The following is a 16,594-nucleotide window of genomic DNA, read 5'->3' on the forward strand; positions in this document are numbered from 1 at the left end:
GTAAGAGGTAAGGCTTCCGTTCTCGGTAACGCCGTACTCGTCCACGATGTCCCCTTGTCATCACAGCTTGGAAAAGCCTCCGACCTTCCTTACCTTCTCACAGGCTCGACCACCATTGAACAAGGGTGGGTCGTTTTTGCTCGATCAAGGCGAGTCTCTTTTGCGTTGTCAAAACGACGGCGCCGTTGGTGAAGACATCATCTTGTGTTTCCGAGCTGACACGTTATATCCTCAACCCTTGGACTCGATTCGGGGTTGTGGCTTCCCACGCAGTCCTTCGCGCGGTACACCGCCCCAACGACGACACCGTAGAGCAAGTGGGCCATCAGACTCATCCCTGCCATGAGCATTGCACTTGGCGCGGTTCCCGCGCCTGGCGTCACCGCTGCACAGGGGTTCGCAGTAACCACCGCTGCACATGGGTTCGCGACGACTACCGGGCCGCAGGGATTCATGGCCGGTACGGCGGCGGACCCAGCCAAGAGGGAATGCAGCACCGCCAGGGCCGGCGCCAGCGCTACCATCGCGACGATCCAGGGGAGGATGGAATAAAGAGCGCCCTTGAGGGGCCGTGGGCCGGGAAGCCACGTGGCGAACGCCACGGCATAGATAATCGCAAGAACGACCCCGTTGAACAGATGAACCAGGCTTCCTGTAAGGTAGGTCGGTAGGCCGATGGGCAGCGCTTGCCCCAGGGCCCCGATCAGATCCATCTTGGGGAGTCCCATGAGCGAGGCCATATACATCAGGGCCGTCATCGCAAGCGTGCCCAGGAACCCCGCCATGACTGCTGAACCGATACTGAAGCGTTTCATGGTCTTCTCCTCCATTGCTGTGCATGTGGGTCTTGGCTGACCCTGTCTTCGTTGATATCCTCGGCAGTTCTATTGCGTCGTGATCCAACGGGCGGAGTTGTCGGCCCGCCCCTTCTCCGTCCTTTAGATGCAGGGGCAGCCCGGAGGATTCACGGTCGCGCTGAAGTATGAGGCTGGAAGGATTCGCCAGTCTTTTCCTGAAGACCGATGACCAGCAGCGGCCTTGGCAAGCAGGCAATGAGACGGCTCGATTGAATATCAGGGAGAGACTACAGAAGCAGAAGCGGGAGCGGTGCTGTATGATGACTCGGAAATATCACGGGGAAATCTACCAGCTTGAGGCATATCTATCCACGGGTGTGACCGGTCTTCCGACAGAAAGGACAGACATGGTGTGAAAGCCGGAAGGTGGTGCTCATGGGTGCTGCTCGCCTATATTCTCCTGGCGAATCTTCGCCTTGAGGAAGCTCGTCAATCGGATGGTCAATTCCTCGGGCATCTCTTCGCAGGTGATCTCCCTAACCCAGGTATTCGTAGCCTGATAGGTCTTGATAAAGTTGAGGCACTCCGGACATCCCTCCAGATGCTGCTCTAGCGCACGAGCGGTCTCGGGATGAAGGGTTCCCTCAAGGTAATCAGCAAGGAGTTCAACCTGCTCCTGACAGGTCAGCATCTTTGCGCTTCCTCTAAACAGCTTCCGAGCCCAACGTGTCAAACGCCCCCACAGGATCATGATTGTGCTCCAGATGCCGTTACGTACCGTTCGAGCCTCCCACGAAGGACCAGGCGGGCCCGATGCAGGCGGGCCTTGATGGCCAACACGCTGGCGCCTACGATCTCCGCCACCTCTTCGTTCGAGAGTCCTTCGAGGTCCCGCAGAACGAGGACGACCTTGTAGTCAGGCGGAAGAGCCTCGATGGCCTCCCGAAGGACCTGCTCTCGCTCCTTCCGAAGGAGCAGTTTCTCCGGTCCCTGAGTAAAGTCCACAACCATGCGGGCATGCCGTCCGTCCTTGGTGAACTGGGGCAGGTACTCGTCGATCGATTCTTGGACAGGCCCTCGGCTCCGGAGCTTCATGAGGGCTGTATTGACGGTGATCCGATAGAGCCAGGTGCTGAAGGACGATCGGTGCTCAAAGCTGGCGATCTTCCGAAAGACCGTCAGAAAGACGTCCTGGAGGACCTCCTCGGCATCCGCCGGGTTCTTAGTGAACGATACGACGAGCCGATACACCCTGTCCCGATAGCGCTCTAGGAGCGCCTCGAAGGGCGCATCTTCTCCTGCCTTTATCTGCTCGACGAGGTCCTGATCCGAGAGGCTCAACGCATCCCTCAATGCAGTGTTAGATGCCGTGAGGCTGCGAAGGGATTCGGAACTTGAAGTCCCTGCACGGGAGAAGCGCGTTCAGCCAATCATGAGTAGCCCACCCAGAGACGATGAAGCATCGCTACTCGACGTAGACGATAAGCTGAACCCCCATGAGAATCACGAACAAAGCCGGCACCAATCCCCACCACCGCTGCTTCATGATCCCCAGGCTGCCCAACAGGTAGGTCATCCCGGCCAGGATGGCGGTGATCCCCTCGGTCGTATGGGGCGAATTGGCGCGCCCGAGGTAGTTGAAGTTGCTGATGGGGTGCAGATGAAACAACAGCGTCGTCCCGCCCATGATGGCCAGTAAGGGAAAGATCATCCCCCAGACCCAATGATTGAAGGTCCCGCGCGCCCTCAGCCATTCGACAGAGCCCATAGCGAGTACGATGACGCCGGACAGCTTGTGTTCAATCGCCTCGCGATCGCCCAGCAGTTCGGTCAGCGTCCTGGGGCCGAACGGCCAATACTCCGGGTCGCTGCGGTACAGGATAAACAGCGCTACAGCCAGCGTCAGCACGGGCCACAGGTGGGCGAATCGGGATTCCTTACTGCCCCACAGGGCGGCGCCGGTCATCGCCATTCCCATGACGAGCACCAACCATCCCGAGAAGTGATGGTTGAAGTTTGAAAACTCCGTATGCGCCTTCCAGGTGTCCCAGCTCCCGGCCTCATCCGGCGGGATGGTGTGATCATCGAATGGCGCCAGCAGAGGATTCATGCCGGCGAACAGTCCGTACGGATTCGGATACCAGATCCAGAGACTGATCGACCATGTATCCGGATACCAGGCGGTCAATGCGCTCTGGGTTTCAGGATGAGCCTGAGGGCACCCTTCTCGGGTCGTGGATCGATACTCCTGCCAGTCGGCATAGCGACAGATCGCCAGATTCCGTTCCCAGTCAATGCCCTGAAACGGGCTCTCGTCGGGACGGCTACCGGAGGCCGTATACTTCAGGGCGACCAGTTGCCAGCGCCCCTGCCGTTCGGTGTACAGCAGCATCGGGGGGTGGGTATAGTCAAAGGGTGTCAGCCCAGCCTTCTGAAAGTGATAGCCTTCCAGCGGCACATTCCCCGAGATCTGTACATATCCGTCCGCCTTGGCCTGCTCCAGGTCCTGATAGCGCTGCGTGGCCAACCGGATATCGGCGATGAGCCTCGCGAGGGCGAAATCTTTTTCCGGTTCCTTGGCATACCAGTGATCGTGGCTCATGTACCATTCGGATGCCAGCGCCAGCCCAGCCGCCAACCCGGTCACAACGAAAAATGCGATGACTTGCCTCTTCACTGCACCTTCTCCTTTTCAGCCTGTTGAAACATTGCAACGTCGGCCTGGGCCCTTCGGTGCTCAGCCGCCCCTGGAGCATGGACAAAGAGCTTGGCCGGCGTCGGCTTGACCTCCTGTTTATCCGGCGGCGGGGTCAGCGTATATTTCACCTCTTTCAAATGATCGCCATATTGCCGGTCCGGATTATAGACCTGTGAGAACTTCCAGAGCATTCGGACAAAGTTGGTCTGCCCCTGCAACAGCAGTCTGGAGGCTGTCGCAAAGGTCCCTCGAACCGCCGCCCAGCCCAGGTGCTTGCGATTCAAGACCGCCTGGGTCTTCACTAACTCTTCGTAAAATCGTTTCAGCGGAAGCGTTGTGGGCAGTACGGCATGCTGGACATCGAAGAGGCGGTAATCGAGCGACGTCAGCCGCCTTGACTCGGTGAGCCAGGTCTCCGTACCCGGATACGGCGTGTTGACGGTCAGGTGGACGATCTCGGGGACGCCCGCGGCCCACTCCCGAATGATCCGAAACCGCTCCTCATCCCAGCCCGAGTCGGCGATAATGTTGAGCGCCACCGTAAATCCCATGGTCCGCGCCACTTCCAGGGCCTTGAAGTTGTCGCTGGGCGTTGCGCGCTTCCGAATCGCCTTCAGGCCCTCCTCGTCCAGGGCCTCCAATCCGAGGAACATATACCGAAGCCCCAGCCGCTTCCAGTACGCAAAGATCTCCTGATTGCGGAGCAAGACATCGCACCGGGTCTCCAGGTAATATTGCTTACGGATCCCCCGACGCTCGATCTCGCGGCCGATCGCCATCCCATCCTCCGGATGAATGAACGCCACATCGTCCACGATGAAGGCGTTCGGCTCCTGCATCCGGGTCAGGTCCTCCCCGATCACCTCCGGGGAGATCTTGCGGTAGCTTCGACCGTAAAACGTCCACGCGCTGCAAAAGGAGCAGTCCCATGGGCAGCCACGAGTAAACTCGATTGAGGCGCAGGGATCCAGGACTCCGATGAAATATTTGTGCCGTCGGCGCGCCAGGTCCCGGGCCGGTAATGTGCGATCAAGGTCGTGCAGCATCATCGGCGGGGGACCGACGGCATCTGCCGTGACGATGCCGGGTAGTCGTTCGATCCCGCCATCCGGGATCGCTTCGAGGAGGAGCGGAGCAATCGGCTCCCCTTCACCGCGCACGATGCAGTCGAGGGCACCCCGCGCATGCGCCAGCAGCTCTTGTGGGATGAAGGAGGCGCTGTGGCCGCCGGCAAAGACAAAACAGTCCGGCAGCAGGCGCTTGGTCTCTTTCGCCAGGTCCAGCACCTCCGGTACATTCGCCAGAAAACTCAGTGAGAATCCGACGGTCTGGGGGCGGAACTCCTGAAGTTCCCGCAGGTAGTCCTGGCGATCAAATACCTGCAGGTCAAACAGCCGCACCTCATGACCCGCCAATCTGGCGGCCTGAGCAACCCGCTCTAACCCGAGCGGCTCCAGCCGCAGGAACAGCTCCGAATACATCAGGCAGCTTGGGTGCACAAATAGGACCTTCACCATACTCCTCCACTACTCATCAGCCATCGGGCGGCAGCTCTCAGCAATCGGCTATGTTACGAGACTGTGATGTCCTCTGTGTAGAGGAGAAAGGATCGCGCTCGCCCCTCGCGCATAGCCTGCTCCAGCAGCGCCCTGGCCTCCTTCGTTTTAGCCTTCGGCGCCGTGGCTTCGTAGAACCGGATATAGAAATCGTCCGGCACGATGATGATGGACCCGCGCAGCGTCAGCCCCGCCTGATCGATCGCTCTGGCATAACGAACCGTACGGCTTTCGCCAGGCGCTAACCTGGTGTCAAACAGCTCCCGGGTCAGGTCGAGCGTGACCTCCCGACCGATCCGTTCCTCTTGCGCGCTCTGCGCCACCGGCTTTCCATCCGTATCGACCAACTCAAACCGGACAACGATCTTCGGTGTGACGTAGGTCGGAAAATAATGCCCAACCCCGGTGTTGACCAGCGTGATCTCAGCGTGAAGTTGTTCCCCGACCCGATACCGCTTTTTGTCCAATGAAAGGCTGACGGAGACGCCTTGCTTCACCATCTCGGGATCGTGGATCCCTCGCCACAGGTGCCGACGCTCCGGCATATGGCAGCCCTGGCAGCTTTTCCCTTCCCGCGCATACGACCCCGCTTTCCATTCGTTGTAGGTATCTTCCAGCAGCTTGCCGTTCAGCGCATAGCCGTTCGGCTCGAATTGATGGCATCCTTTGCAAAACTCGCTGCGTTCAAAGGCCGCCGTCCTGATGGCGCCGCCGTGCGGCAGTTGCGTCGCCGGAGCGGAGTTCTCGAATGAGCCGTCTCGCTTCGGCGGTCCGAAACGCTGGTGGCCCCGCACATGGCATCCGGCGCAGCTCAGACCTTTTTGCTGAAGCGAGGTCGAAAAGGCATGGTTGGTCTGGTATTTGGCGCCGGCGCTCTCCGACCCGCCGGCGCTCTCCCCCAAGCCTGGAGCCTGGCGCCTCTTCTTCACTCGAGACGGTGGACGGCCCTCCTTCTTGACGCGCTTTTCCTGCTGCTCACTCAGCGGGGCATGGCAACTGTAGCACAAGAGTGCGGTCTTGGGATCGTCATGGATCAACTCCATGGTCTGTCCCGTCACCCCAGGCCCCATGCTCCGACTGTGCAGGCTGCCGCTCCACTCCTCGTACTGGGTTCGATGACAGACGCCGCAGCTTTCCGGCTCCAGCGAACGCTCGATCGACGAAAAATGCGCCGGGGCCTTGCCTTGAGATGGAACTGGTGTCTGCCAATGATCTTTGAGAAACTCGATGTCCGCATGGTCGTTAACAACCGATCGCGGGCCGTCGACGGCCCATGCGCCAACCGAATATCCCAGGCAGCCGTTGATCACGACGGCGGCCAGGAGCAACCGTTTCATATTCCTCTGACTCTCGGGGTTTCCATACGGATGGCCGGCATCAGATCCCCTCATCGGAATCACAGGAGGCTGTTACCTGCGCCGTTACTCCTTTCGCGGCGTCCGACTGCCGTCCAGCAGGATTTCGATCAAACGCTGAGCCTCCCCACTCGTCCAGTCTCTGGGCCCTATGCTTCCGGCAATCACCTTTCCTTCGCGTGTAATCACGAACCGCGTCGGCGTAGCCCGAACACTATAGCGATCGGCGACCTGAGATTTCAGATCGACCAGAGTTGGGAAGGTCAACTTGTGCGTGAGCATGTAGCTGCGGATCTGATCGGCCGGCTCACCCATATTCACCGCCAGGACGATAAAATCCCTCGTCTTGAACTGTTGGTACAGCCGTTCAAGTGAGGGAAACTCCCTCAGGCAGTACCCTCACCAAGTAGTCCAGAAGGTGAGAAAAACGACCTTCCCTCGCTGATCGGCCAGTCGGATCGATTGTCCGAAAGGATCCTGGAGCGTAAAGTCGGGGGCGCTTAGGTCGTTCTTGAGCACGATGAACCCGAGGGCCTCCAACGCACCCTCCAAGCTGACGGGCGCTCGGCCTGCCCAGGCGTGGGGGGCCGATATGGCGGCAAGGGTGAAGCCGACCGAGAGCATACCGAGCACAGCCAGGCGCTTCACAAGGCGGACGCCGACAGACCCTCTGGTGCCCCTTACCCGGATCATCTGTCACCTCAGCTCTTGCGCGAGGTTTTTGCAAAAAAGGGGGTAAAGATCGCCTCTGGTTTTCCGGCGCCGCATTTCGGGCATTTCAATCGCTTAGTCCCCCGCTCCTTAATCCCCATGGTCAGTGAGAACTTCTTGCGACACTCCACACACCTGAAATCGTAGCTTGGCATCGACCTACCCCTCCCCTCGCCTGGTCGTGACTCCGCGTTATTCTACCGAGACCTCACTGTGGCACCTCGACGGAATAGACGCTCGAGGTCGTGCTTCAACGCCGACTCCCTATGCCGGAGTGCCACGAAAAGCGACGCCATTATATGGCGGGTAGCGTCAGGAAATCAATGCGGAAAGTATCCCGGGACGGAGTCGACGGCATTTGATTCTCTTCCAGTTGACCTGTGGTCTGCGACATAAGTCTGGCGACGGTCTGCAGAAACAGCGACATATCGAGAGGTTTGGCAAGGAAGTCGTAACCGGCCGCGAGCGTTTGTATCCGGCCCCGCAACGAATGGCCTATCGTCCCGGTCGGCGCCGGCCGGTCGTCCGATGCGTGACCGTGATGACCGTATGGATGCCGCCCCGGACGTAGAAGTCGGCGACGAGCTTCATGAAGCGCGGCCGGCACGCCTTGACGAGGTCGTCCATGATTCGATTGGTCACGGCCTCATGAAAGTGGCCCTCATGTCTGAACGACCAGAGGTAGAGCTTGAGCGACTTTAACTCGATGCACAACCGGTTGGGAATATACGTGAGGGTCAAGGTTGCAAAATCCGGCTGGCCGGTTTTTGGACAGAGACAGGTAAACTCGGGGCAGGTCATTTGAATCTCGTAATCACGCCCCGGCTCCGGATTCGGGAACGTCTCAAGTGCTTTTGGCGGCTGTGTGGGCATAGCTGTCATCTGTCATTATAGAAAGTTTACACACAACCGCAAAGGATTTTGTCGGCGCCTCGCATCTGACAACGCAAGGTATCAGGCACGGGGTTTGGGGCGGCAAAGCATAGATCCTCATTAACACCCTAACCCCTATACCCTAAACCCTCTACCCTGCCCTTGGCGCCTCTACTCGATTCGAAAGCGCTGAGGGAGAAGATGTTCGTTCTTACACCGTGGGCAGCGAGACGGATCGCTGAACCGCGCTCGATCCTTGAAGCGATAGCCACACGCATCACAGGTCGGCGGATGGATGAGCAGCCGCGCTGGTCGCGGCACTGATCGCGCGATATGCTCAAGGTCATCGATAATAATCTTCTTCGAGACGACAAAATTCCTGGCCAACTCCTCCAGCGTCCATTCCCGGTCCCTCAGCATGGCCATGATCTCCTGCCGCCGCGTCAGTTCCATTTCCACACCTCATAACACAGGGTATAGGGTATAGCGGGTGGGGTATAAGGATTGAATACAATCTGTCTACCTCCACACCCTACACCCTGTCTTTGCCGTCCGCGACCTTTGATAAAGCGGACGACGGCTTGGGCCGCAGCCATGCCCACACACGAAACTCATACAACCGCGAAACGATCCCAAGTCCACGAAGATCGTCAAAGTACGAGTAGATGACCGGCGTCACCAACAGCGTAATCAGAAGGCATAAGGTCTGGCCGCCGACCACCGCCGTCGCCAGCGAAGCCCGGGAGGCTGCCCCATCGCCTTTGCCCAAGGCGACCGGCAGCATCCCGGCGATGATGGCAAGGGTCGTCATCAGAATCGGCCGAAGCCGAGCGCGGTCCGCCTCCAGTTGCGCCTCGTAGCGCGGCCGGCCGCGGGCGCGCAGCACATTGGTAAAATCCACCTGGAGGATCGCGTTTTTCTTGACCACCCCCATCAGCAGAAACAACCCCATGACCGCATAAATATTCAGGGTCTGGCCTGTCACCAGAAGGCTGACCAGACCGAATGGAATCGACAGGAACATCGAGGCCATGATCGTAACCGGGTGGATAAAACTCTCGAACTGAGCGGCAAGGACCATATAGATAAACGTGATAGAAAGGACGAAGGCGATGGCGAAATTGTAGAACGCCTCGGCCATCAACTTACCGCGGCCGAGATAGGCGGTTGAGTAGCCGGGCGACAGCCCGATCGCCTTGACGGCCGCGTCGGCCTGCTCGGTCGCCTCCCCCAGCGCCGTCCGGTAGAGGTTCGCCTGAACGGTGATCTGTCGCTCCTGCGCATACCGGTCGATCTGGGCCGGCGCCCGCCCGGACTGCAGCGTCACGATGTTGTTCAGCTTGACCAGAGCCCCGCCGGCGGCGGGAACCGTCAAGGCCGAAATGACGGAGGCATCTTTCCGGTAATCCTCTTTCAGCCGTAGACGGACGTCGTACTGTTCACCCCCTTCCCGGTAGAATCCGATCTTCTCCCCACCCACCATCGTCCGGAGCGCAACCGCGATATCCTCGGCCCTGATCCCAAGATCCGATGCCTTCTGCCGATCGATCCGGACCTGCACCTCCGGCCGCCGCTGGGCCTGTCCGGTATCGACATCCACAAACCCGGGGATCGCCGTCAGACGCTTGATAAGCTGTTGGGCGTAACTGTCGAGCTGTTGCAGGTCGGGACCGCGCAGCACCAGGTTGAACGGCGTCTGCTTGAAACCGCCCCCCGAAATCAGGTTGATCTGTTGCACGCTGATTCTCAGATCCGGGTAGTTCTTGAACACCTGCCGCGCCTCCTGCATGATCGCCTGCTGCGAGCGTGTCCGCTGTCGCAGGTGTTGCAGCCCCACATAGATCGAGGCATCCGTGATATTGGCCCGATCTTTGCCTTGCACACCGATCGTGGTGAACAGGTGCTCAACCTCCGGGATCGCTCTGAGATCGGCCTCCAATTGACGAAGGATCTCGTCGCTGCGGATCAGTGAGGAACCGGGTGGCGTCTCAACGATGACCTCGAATTCGCTCATGTCGTCATCGACGACAAAATCCGGCTTCATCTGTCTGCCGATCAGGACGGTGGAGAACAGGAGGAGGCCCGCCAGCAGCAGGACTATCGTCCGGTGGTCCAGGCACCAGACCAGCAGGCGGTCGTAGTGATGCTCGAACCGCGCGTAGAAGCCGGTCAACTTGGATCCACGATCCGGATGAAGACCGCCGCCGGCGGTCTGTTCCGGGTGCAACATGCGAGCCGCCAGCATCGGGGTGAGCGTAAACGCCACCAGCAGCGACACCAGGATCGCAAAGGTCGCCGTCAGCCCAAAACTGTTCCAGAACCGTCCCACAACCCCCCCCATGAAGGCGACCGGCAGAAAGATCACCACCAGCGAAAGGGTTGTCGCCAACACCGCCAGGACAATCTCCTTGGCGCCGGTCATCGCCGCCTCCATCGGAGGTCGCCGCTCTTCCTCAATATGGCGGAAGATATTCTCCAATACGATGATGGCGTCGTCGATCACGATTCCGGTGGAGAGGGAGAGGCCCAGCATCGTCAGGTTGTTCAGGGTGAATCCGGCGATTCGCATGATGGTAAAGGTGGCAATGATCGAGGCGGGGATCGAGATGGCGGCAATGAAAGCGGGCCGAAGCCGCGGGACCAAGAGAAAGAGGGCCAGGGTGACGACAATCGAGCCGACGACGACCGCACGCAACAGGCCGGAATCGCCGTAGACAAACGCCGCAGACAGAACCGCCAGCAGCCCGCCCAAGGCGGCCTGCTCCCGCCGCGTCAGTCGGCCGATGAAGAAGGCCACGATCAGACTGGCCAGCAGCCCGCCCATCATCAGGTGCTCCTCCACCTCCTCGATCGAGCGCCTGATGAATCGCGACGTGTCGCGCACCACCTGGAACTGGACGTCCGGCGGCAGGCTCGCCTGAATCTCCTGCAACGTCGCCTTGACCCGCTCGACAACAGCCACCGTATTGGTTCCGGACTGTTTCTGGATCAGCAGGGAGACGGCGTTTCGGCCGTCAAGACGCGAGAGGGTACGCGGTTCCTCCTCGCTGTCCAGCGCGGCGCCGACGTCTCGAATCCGGACGGGGGCGCCCTTGTAATCGGCGACAATCAGGTCACTGAAGTCTCCGGCTCGTTCGATCCGCCCCAGCGTCCGGAGCCCCTGTTCGTGCGTCTGCCATGTGAGGTTGCCGCCGGGAACCTCGACGTTCTGGCGTTCGACCGCGCTCTTGACCTGTTGGATCGACAGGTTATACGCCTCCAAACGGTGCGGATCGACGACAAGCTGGATCTCTCGCTTGCGGTCGCCCACCAGGGTGACCGCCCCGATATCCTTGACGGTTTCAAGCTGCCGCTTGATCTTTTTGTCGGCAAGCTCCGTAATCTCCCGATCCGAGCGCTTCCCTGACACGACGATCGCCATGATCGGAGCGGAGTCGGGGTCAAACTTCTCGATGGCCGGCGCCTCGGTGCCCTGGGGAAACGATGAGACGACCGTCCCCACCTTCTCCCGAACATCGTTGGCCGCCTCATCGATATTGCGCTCCAGGACAAACGTCACAAAGACCTGCGACTGCCCCTCAATCGTGGTAGACCGCAACTCGTCGATCCCATTGAGGGTATTCACGACCTCCTCGATCCGCTTCGTGATGTTGCTCTCGATCTCCTCAGGGCTGGCCCCCTCCAGCCTCGTGGTAATGGTGACGGTGGGTAGATCGACCTTCGGGAAGACATCGAGCCCCAGATCCCAAAACGACACCAGCCCCATAACGACGAGTGAGACGATCAACATCGTCGCAAACACCGGCCGTTTGATGCAGATCTCGATCAGTGACATGGCTTATCGTTCAAGGTTCGACGTTCACAGTTTGAAGTTGGGGTGGACGGCGGGTGATGACGCGTCGTCGACGGCAGGCGGAGCACGGACAGCGAAGCCTGCCGGCGCCGATTCGAGCCGTACACAGACGTACGGCGAGATTAAGCGGAGTCACCTGCCGTCCGCCCACCTGCCCGATCATGGCTTTGCGATCACCTGGACGGGGGCGCCGCCGAACAGTTGACTCAACCGCGAGGTCGCGACCCGCTCGCCGGCCGCCAGCCCCTCAACGATCTCAACCAGTCCATCCTGGCGCTCGCCCACTGAAACCTGGCGCTCCTCAACAACGCCGTCCTTGACCACGAACGCCTTGGTGATCCCGACGTAGTAGTAGACGGCCTCCTCGGGGACAAAGGGTACCCCGTGGTCGACCCGGATCTGCAGTTGTGCCTTGCCGAACGAACCCGGCTTCAACAACCCCTCGTGGTTCGGCACCCTGGCCTCAATCGGAAATGTCCGGGTATCGGTGAAGACCGCCGGACCGATCCGCCTGACTGTCCCGCTGAACGCTCGGCCGGGGTAGGCCTCAACCTGCACCGTGACCTCCTGCCCCGGTCGGATCTGCCCCTGGAACCGTTCCGGCACCGACGCCTTCAGTTTCAAGGGATCGAGGCGAACGAGGGTCAGCAGCTTCGTATTCTGCATACTGCCGCCGGCGACATACTGACCGACCGCTACATCCCGCGCCTTAATAGAACCGTCAATGGGCGCCCGGATCACCGCATACTGAAGGTTCCGACGCGCGAGATCCAATACCGCCTGTTGCTCCCGAAGCTGGTCCCGAAGCGCCCGCACCTGATCCAGGGCATTGTCAAGCGCGGCCTTCAAGGCGTCGCGTTTCGCCTGTGCCGTATCGACATCGTTACGCGACACGGCCCCTTCCTTGTACAGGCTCTGCATCCGCTCATGCCATAAGGCGGCGTCGTCATAGTTGGCCCTGGCCTGCCGGACGACCGCCTGTTGATCGTCCGCTACGAGCTCTCCGCCGTTCAGCGCCCCCAGTCGCGTCCGCGTCTGCTGCAGGATCGCCTCAGCCTTCTGAACCTGCAACAGAAAATCGGTCCGGTTGATCTGCAGCAACGGCTGGCCTGCCCTCACCCGGTCCCCCAGGTCGACCATGATCTTTTCCAGATACCCTGAGACCTGCGCATAGACCGCTACCTCTTCGTCGGCCTCGAGGGTCCCGACGGCCTCTACGCGACGTGTAACATCCCTCGCCTCGACGGCGCTCGCTGTGATCGCGACACTCTGGTCCTTTGCGTTGGGGGCGCTGTTCGCCGCCTGATCCCGCGAACACCCCAAGAGCGACAGCAGCAACGCCAATAGCAACAGCGGTACGGCGAGCCCGCCTGAGCGCACCGCGCGTCTCATCGTTCGATTCCCTTCAAAAAGATGGAGACAAACTGCTCCACGACCTCTTCCGGCGAGGAGCGGGGAGGCCGTTTGACCCCGAACAGTTCGTGGATTAACAAATAATGGACGACCATTCCGAGAAACCCACGTGCGGTCACCAGCGCATTCATCGATCGGACACGTTTCTCCTTGATCCGTTTTTCAATATAGCTGCTCAAAAACTCATGCAGGGTTTTGACGCGGGATTCGAAAAAGATATCGGACAGTTCATGGCCTTCGAGGGCGCTGAACAGCAGCAATCGCATCAGGCTCGGGTCGGCCTCCGTCTGTTCGATCATCTTGAGGCCGACTGCCCGCAGGACACCCGCATCGTCATTTTTCTGCGCCGCGACCGCCGCGCTCGCCAGCAACTCCTCAGTGACGGACTTGGCCTCGAGGATCGCGGCGTACAACTCCCGCTTGGTGGCAAAGTGCTTGAAGATCATCGCCTCACTGATCCCGGCCGCCTCGGCAATCTCGCGCGTCCTGGTGCCGCGGAAGCCCTTGCGCGAGAAGAGGTCGACTGCAACCTCGACGATCTGCCGGCGGCGCTCGTCGGCGGTCAAGCGTTCCTTCATCCTGCTCCTCACGTATCGTGTCCCAACCGATTGGCCCTTTCAGATATCACAAGTAAGCACTTACATACTTACGCGATCCAAAACAATTGTCAAGAACGATTGACACTCACCTCTGTTCGCTGAGTTCGTCATTCCGGGCTTGACCCCGGATCAGGTCCGGGGCAGGCTCCGGAATCCAGGCGATCTCGCCAGGTCGGAATTCCTGCTTTGGCAGCACCACCGCTTGCGCCACTGGTGCGCCCATGCGGATGAAAGTCCGAGGTGAGGTCTCCCCGCGCCGCGATCGTCATTGCGAGCAACCACCGGGAGCGCGGCAATCTCACCGCAGGTACCACGAACGACTGTGAGATTACTTCGGCTTCGCCTCGCAATGACACGGAAGACCTCCTGACCAACTAATGAGTTGCGGCCCCTACTCGGTGACCTTGAAGACCTGATCGTGCTGGCGGACCCGCTCGCGGACCTTGATGCCGATCAACTGACCGGGCTCTGCGTGTTCGAGGGCCTGGTGTTCAAGTTGGATCGAGTCGACCCGCTGGATCAGTTCAGTGGTGTGGCCCTTGATGTGAATGGTGTCCCCTACCGCCAATCGGCCGTCGGTCAGCTCAATTGCCGCCACCCCCACCTTCGCGAAATAGTCTTTGACGTAACCCACTTTTGCCTCTGACATGGCTCCCTCCTTCCCCTTCAACGATGAATCCGGGATCTCCTTGGCCGGGTACCCATGAATGTAAGGCCATTCGTGCGTGCACAGGGTCGTCTCTGAACTGCGAACATTTTTTATCCTATCGCGACACAGTAAGAGAGTCAAATGGTTAAAGAGCGGTCCACTCGTATTGAGCATGGCGCGCAGAATCGTCTCGGAAGCGTAAGAAAATTACTTGACCTTGTACCAGAGAAAGCGTAGGTTTACCTGAGTTGTCTGCAGGAGCGAATATCGTGGTAATACTTTGCGCTGTGGACCGGTCGACCGTAAGGAGGGAACAGCAGCGTTATGAAGGTTGAGAGGTCGGCACCGCCGACGATCGCGTACTTCTCGATGGAGGTCGCACTCGAAAGCCCGCTGCCGACATACAGCGGAGGGCTTGGCGTGTTGGCGGGTGACATGTTGCGCAGCGCCGCCGACCTGGGCCTGTCTATGGTCGGTGTCATGCTGCTGCACCGAAAGGGTTACTTTCTTCAGCAACTCGATGAAGACGGGCGGCAATCTGAGGAGCCGGCCACGTGGCCCGTCGACCGATTCTTACACCTCACGGACGGTATATGCCGGGTAGAGGTTGAAGGACGGTCGGTCACTGTCCGCGCATGGCAATACCTGATCACCGGCGCATCAGGCACCGTCGTTCCGGTGCTGCTGCTGGATACCGATCTCCCCTGCAACGACCCCTATGATCGGACACTGACCGACCACCTGTACGGCGGTGATCAGCGGTATCGCCTGTGTCAGGAGGTCATCCTTGGGGTGGGCGGGGTACGCATGCTGCGGGCGATGGGTTACATCCGCATTATCAGGTTCCATATGAACGAAGGGCATGCCGCGCTCCTTGCGCTGGAGCTGTTTGCCGAGAGGTTCAAACATCGGCCGCAGCGGCGGGAGGATGCCGTCGACCTGGTGAAGCGTCTGTGCGTCTTCACCACCCATACTCCCCTGCCCGCCGGCCACGATGAGTTTCCCCTTGAGCTGGCCGAACATGTCCTGAGCGCGGATCACTGGCAGGCGTTACAGGCGCTTCATTGCTGCAACGGCGCTCTGAACATGACCCATGTGGGACTGCATTTGAGCGATTACGTCAACGGCGTGACCAAGCGGCACAGCGAGGTGTCGCGCGCGATGTTTCCGAACCGCGCCATCGGCTCCATCACGAACGGCGTGCACTCCACGACCTGGGCCGCCCCGGCATTTCGCGCCCTGTATGACCGCTACACCCCGGATTGGCGAGACGACAGCCTCTTCCTGCGGTACGCCCTCGGGATCCCTCTCGACGCCATTCAACGGGCGCATGACGAGGCGAAGCAGGCGCTCATCCAAGAGGTCAATAGAACGACTCATATCGCCTTCGATCTCCATACCTTTACGATCGGCTTCGCGCGGAGAGCAACAGCCTACAAGCGCCCGGATCTCCTGTTTTACGATATCGAACGACTCAGGCAGATATCGGTCCGGCGCGGCCCGTTGCAGGTGATCTTTTCCGGAAAGGCGCATCCGAAGGATGAAGAGGGCAAGGTGTTGATTCAGACAATCTATCGTCGGGCGAAGGAGCTGGCGCCCGAGGTCAAGGTTGCGTACCTGCCCAACTACGATATGGATCTGGGCCTGTTGCTCACCTCCGGGACCGACCTGTGGCTGAACACGCCGCAGCCGCCCTATGAGGCCTCCGGCACCAGCGGGATGAAGGCGGCCCACAACGGCGTACCAAGCCTCAGCGTACTCGACGGTTGGTGGCTTGAGGTCCCCGTAGAAGGGGTCACCGGCTGGGCTATCGGTTCCCGAGATAACGGGACCCATTTCGAGCGGCGGGACGACAAGGACGCCGAAGAGCTGTACTGCAAGCTGGAGAACACCATCCTGCCGCTCTACTACAATGAGCCGCTCCGATGGGCAGAGCTAATGCGGTTTACCATCGCATTAAACGCCTCGTTCTTCAATACGGATCGGATGCTTCACGAGTACGTCACGCACGCCTACCGCGACCGGTAGCCACGGGCTCTTGATCGCCGGTTCCAGTTGCTCACCCTCCACCGTTCCTCTATAATCCACAG

At 59.8% G+C, this 16,594-nt stretch carries 16 protein-coding genes and 1 pseudogene; 2 read left to right on the forward strand and 15 right to left on the reverse strand.

Features of this window, described 5'->3' with window-relative positions; translation table 11 throughout:
- Nucleotides 1-197: 197 nt before the first annotated feature.
- Nucleotides 198-815 (reverse strand): hypothetical protein, encoded by a 618-nt coding sequence (locus C3F12_02690; GenBank protein ID PWB47871.1) that lies wholly within the window; start codon nucleotides 813-815, stop codon nucleotides 198-200.
- Between the two features lie 167 nt (nucleotides 816-982).
- Here C3F12_02690 and C3F12_02695 point away from each other — a divergent pair, with 167 nt between their 5' ends.
- Nucleotides 983-1,213, forward strand: coding sequence for a hypothetical protein (locus C3F12_02695; protein PWB47872.1), 231 nt, complete (start codon nucleotides 983-985; stop codon nucleotides 1,211-1,213).
- A gap of 17 nt (nucleotides 1,214-1,230) precedes the next feature.
- Here C3F12_02695 and C3F12_02700 read toward each other — a convergent pair whose 3' ends face one another.
- The 14 genes and pseudogenes from C3F12_02700 to C3F12_02765 form a co-directional block, all read right to left on the reverse strand.
- On the reverse strand, nucleotides 1,231-1,548 hold the full coding sequence (locus tag C3F12_02700; GenBank protein ID PWB47873.1) for a hypothetical protein: 318 nt from the start codon (nucleotides 1,546-1,548) through the stop codon (nucleotides 1,231-1,233).
- Nucleotides 1,545-2,150 (reverse strand): RNA polymerase subunit sigma, encoded by a 606-nt coding sequence (locus C3F12_02705; GenBank protein PWB47874.1) that lies wholly within the window; start codon nucleotides 2,148-2,150, stop codon nucleotides 1,545-1,547. The genes C3F12_02700 and C3F12_02705 overlap by 4 nt, the downstream gene beginning before the upstream one ends.
- Before the next feature lie 112 nt (nucleotides 2,151-2,262).
- Entirely contained in the window at nucleotides 2,263-3,474 is a 1,212-nt protein-coding gene (locus C3F12_02710; protein PWB47875.1) for a hypothetical protein, read from the reverse strand.
- Nucleotides 3,475-3,533: 59 nt separating this feature from the next.
- Nucleotides 3,534-5,009, reverse strand: a pseudogene (gene hpnR, locus C3F12_02715) (hopanoid C-3 methylase HpnR).
- A gap of 56 nt (nucleotides 5,010-5,065) precedes the next feature.
- On the reverse strand, nucleotides 5,066-6,442 hold the full coding sequence (locus C3F12_02720; GenBank protein ID PWB47876.1) for a hypothetical protein: 1,377 nt from the start codon (nucleotides 6,440-6,442) through the stop codon (nucleotides 5,066-5,068).
- A 30-nt stretch (nucleotides 6,443-6,472) separates the two neighbouring features.
- Nucleotides 6,473-6,796, reverse strand: coding sequence for a hypothetical protein (locus tag C3F12_02725; GenBank protein ID PWB47877.1), 324 nt, complete (start codon nucleotides 6,794-6,796; stop codon nucleotides 6,473-6,475).
- 9 nt (nucleotides 6,797-6,805) lie between these two features.
- Entirely contained in the window at nucleotides 6,806-7,099 is a 294-nt protein-coding gene (locus tag C3F12_02730; protein PWB47878.1) for a hypothetical protein, read from the reverse strand.
- Between the two features lie 8 nt (nucleotides 7,100-7,107).
- A complete protein-coding gene (locus C3F12_02735) occupies nucleotides 7,108-7,272 on the reverse strand; it encodes a zinc ribbon domain-containing protein (GenBank protein PWB47879.1) in 165 nt (54 codons plus the stop codon).
- Nucleotides 7,273-7,612: 340 nt separating this feature from the next.
- Complete coding sequence (locus tag C3F12_02740) at nucleotides 7,613-7,990, reverse strand: NADPH-dependent 7-cyano-7-deazaguanine reductase QueF (protein ID PWB47880.1); 378 nt, start codon at nucleotides 7,988-7,990, stop codon at nucleotides 7,613-7,615.
- Nucleotides 7,991-8,161: 171 nt separating this feature from the next.
- Complete coding sequence (locus tag C3F12_02745; protein ID PWB47881.1) at nucleotides 8,162-8,443, reverse strand: transcriptional regulator; 282 nt, start codon at nucleotides 8,441-8,443, stop codon at nucleotides 8,162-8,164.
- 79 nt (nucleotides 8,444-8,522) lie between these two features.
- Entirely contained in the window at nucleotides 8,523-11,825 is a 3,303-nt protein-coding gene (locus C3F12_02750) for an AcrB/AcrD/AcrF family protein (GenBank protein PWB47882.1), read from the reverse strand.
- A gap of 177 nt (nucleotides 11,826-12,002) precedes the next feature.
- Nucleotides 12,003-13,235 (reverse strand): hypothetical protein, encoded by a 1,233-nt coding sequence (locus C3F12_02755; GenBank protein ID PWB47883.1) that lies wholly within the window; start codon nucleotides 13,233-13,235, stop codon nucleotides 12,003-12,005.
- Entirely contained in the window at nucleotides 13,232-13,834 is a 603-nt protein-coding gene (locus C3F12_02760) for a hypothetical protein (GenBank protein ID PWB47884.1), read from the reverse strand. Before C3F12_02760 ends, C3F12_02755 begins: the two co-directional genes overlap by 4 nt.
- 412 nt (nucleotides 13,835-14,246) lie before the next feature.
- Nucleotides 14,247-14,504, reverse strand: a complete 258-nt coding sequence (locus C3F12_02765; protein ID PWB47885.1) for a translation elongation factor-like protein — start codon at nucleotides 14,502-14,504, stop codon at nucleotides 14,247-14,249.
- Nucleotides 14,505-14,828: 324 nt separating this feature from the next.
- Between C3F12_02765 and C3F12_02770 the strand changes: the two genes are divergently transcribed.
- Nucleotides 14,829-16,532, forward strand: coding sequence for an alpha-glucan family phosphorylase (locus tag C3F12_02770; protein ID PWB47886.1), 1,704 nt, complete (start codon nucleotides 14,829-14,831; stop codon nucleotides 16,530-16,532).
- Nucleotides 16,533-16,594 lie beyond the last annotated feature (62 nt).

The organism is Candidatus Methylomirabilota bacterium, from assembly GCA_003104975.1.
In the GTDB taxonomy this organism is placed as follows: Bacteria; Methylomirabilota; Methylomirabilia; order Methylomirabilales; family Methylomirabilaceae; genus Methylomirabilis.

Coding starts and splice junctions, on each gene's coding strand:
- C3F12_02695 (PWB47872.1), top strand. CDS start 983: ATGAGGCTGGAAGGATTCGCCAGTCTTTTCCTGAAGACCGATGACCAG.
- C3F12_02770 (PWB47886.1), top strand. CDS start 14,829: ATGAAGGTTGAGAGGTCGGCACCGCCGACGATCGCGTACTTCTCGATG.
- C3F12_02735 (PWB47879.1), bottom strand. CDS start 7,272: ATGCCAAGCTACGATTTCAGGTGTGTGGAGTGTCGCAAGAAGTTCTCA.
- C3F12_02765 (PWB47885.1), bottom strand. CDS start 14,504: ATGTCAGAGGCAAAAGTGGGTTACGTCAAAGACTATTTCGCGAAGGTG.
- C3F12_02730 (PWB47878.1), bottom strand. CDS start 7,099: ATGATCCGGGTAAGGGGCACCAGAGGGTCTGTCGGCGTCCGCCTTGTG.
- C3F12_02720 (PWB47876.1), bottom strand. CDS start 6,442: ATGAGGGGATCTGATGCCGGCCATCCGTATGGAAACCCCGAGAGTCAG.
- C3F12_02755 (PWB47883.1), bottom strand. CDS start 13,235: ATGAGACGCGCGGTGCGCTCAGGCGGGCTCGCCGTACCGCTGTTGCTA.
- C3F12_02750 (PWB47882.1), bottom strand. CDS start 11,825: ATGTCACTGATCGAGATCTGCATCAAACGGCCGGTGTTTGCGACGATG.
- C3F12_02760 (PWB47884.1), bottom strand. CDS start 13,834: ATGAAGGAACGCTTGACCGCCGACGAGCGCCGCCGGCAGATCGTCGAG.
- C3F12_02700 (PWB47873.1), bottom strand. CDS start 1,548: ATGATCCTGTGGGGGCGTTTGACACGTTGGGCTCGGAAGCTGTTTAGA.
- C3F12_02690 (PWB47871.1), bottom strand. CDS start 815: ATGAAACGCTTCAGTATCGGTTCAGCAGTCATGGCGGGGTTCCTGGGC.
- C3F12_02745 (PWB47881.1), bottom strand. CDS start 8,443: ATGGAACTGACGCGGCGGCAGGAGATCATGGCCATGCTGAGGGACCGG.
- C3F12_02740 (PWB47880.1), bottom strand. CDS start 7,990: ATGCCCACACAGCCGCCAAAAGCACTTGAGACGTTCCCGAATCCGGAG.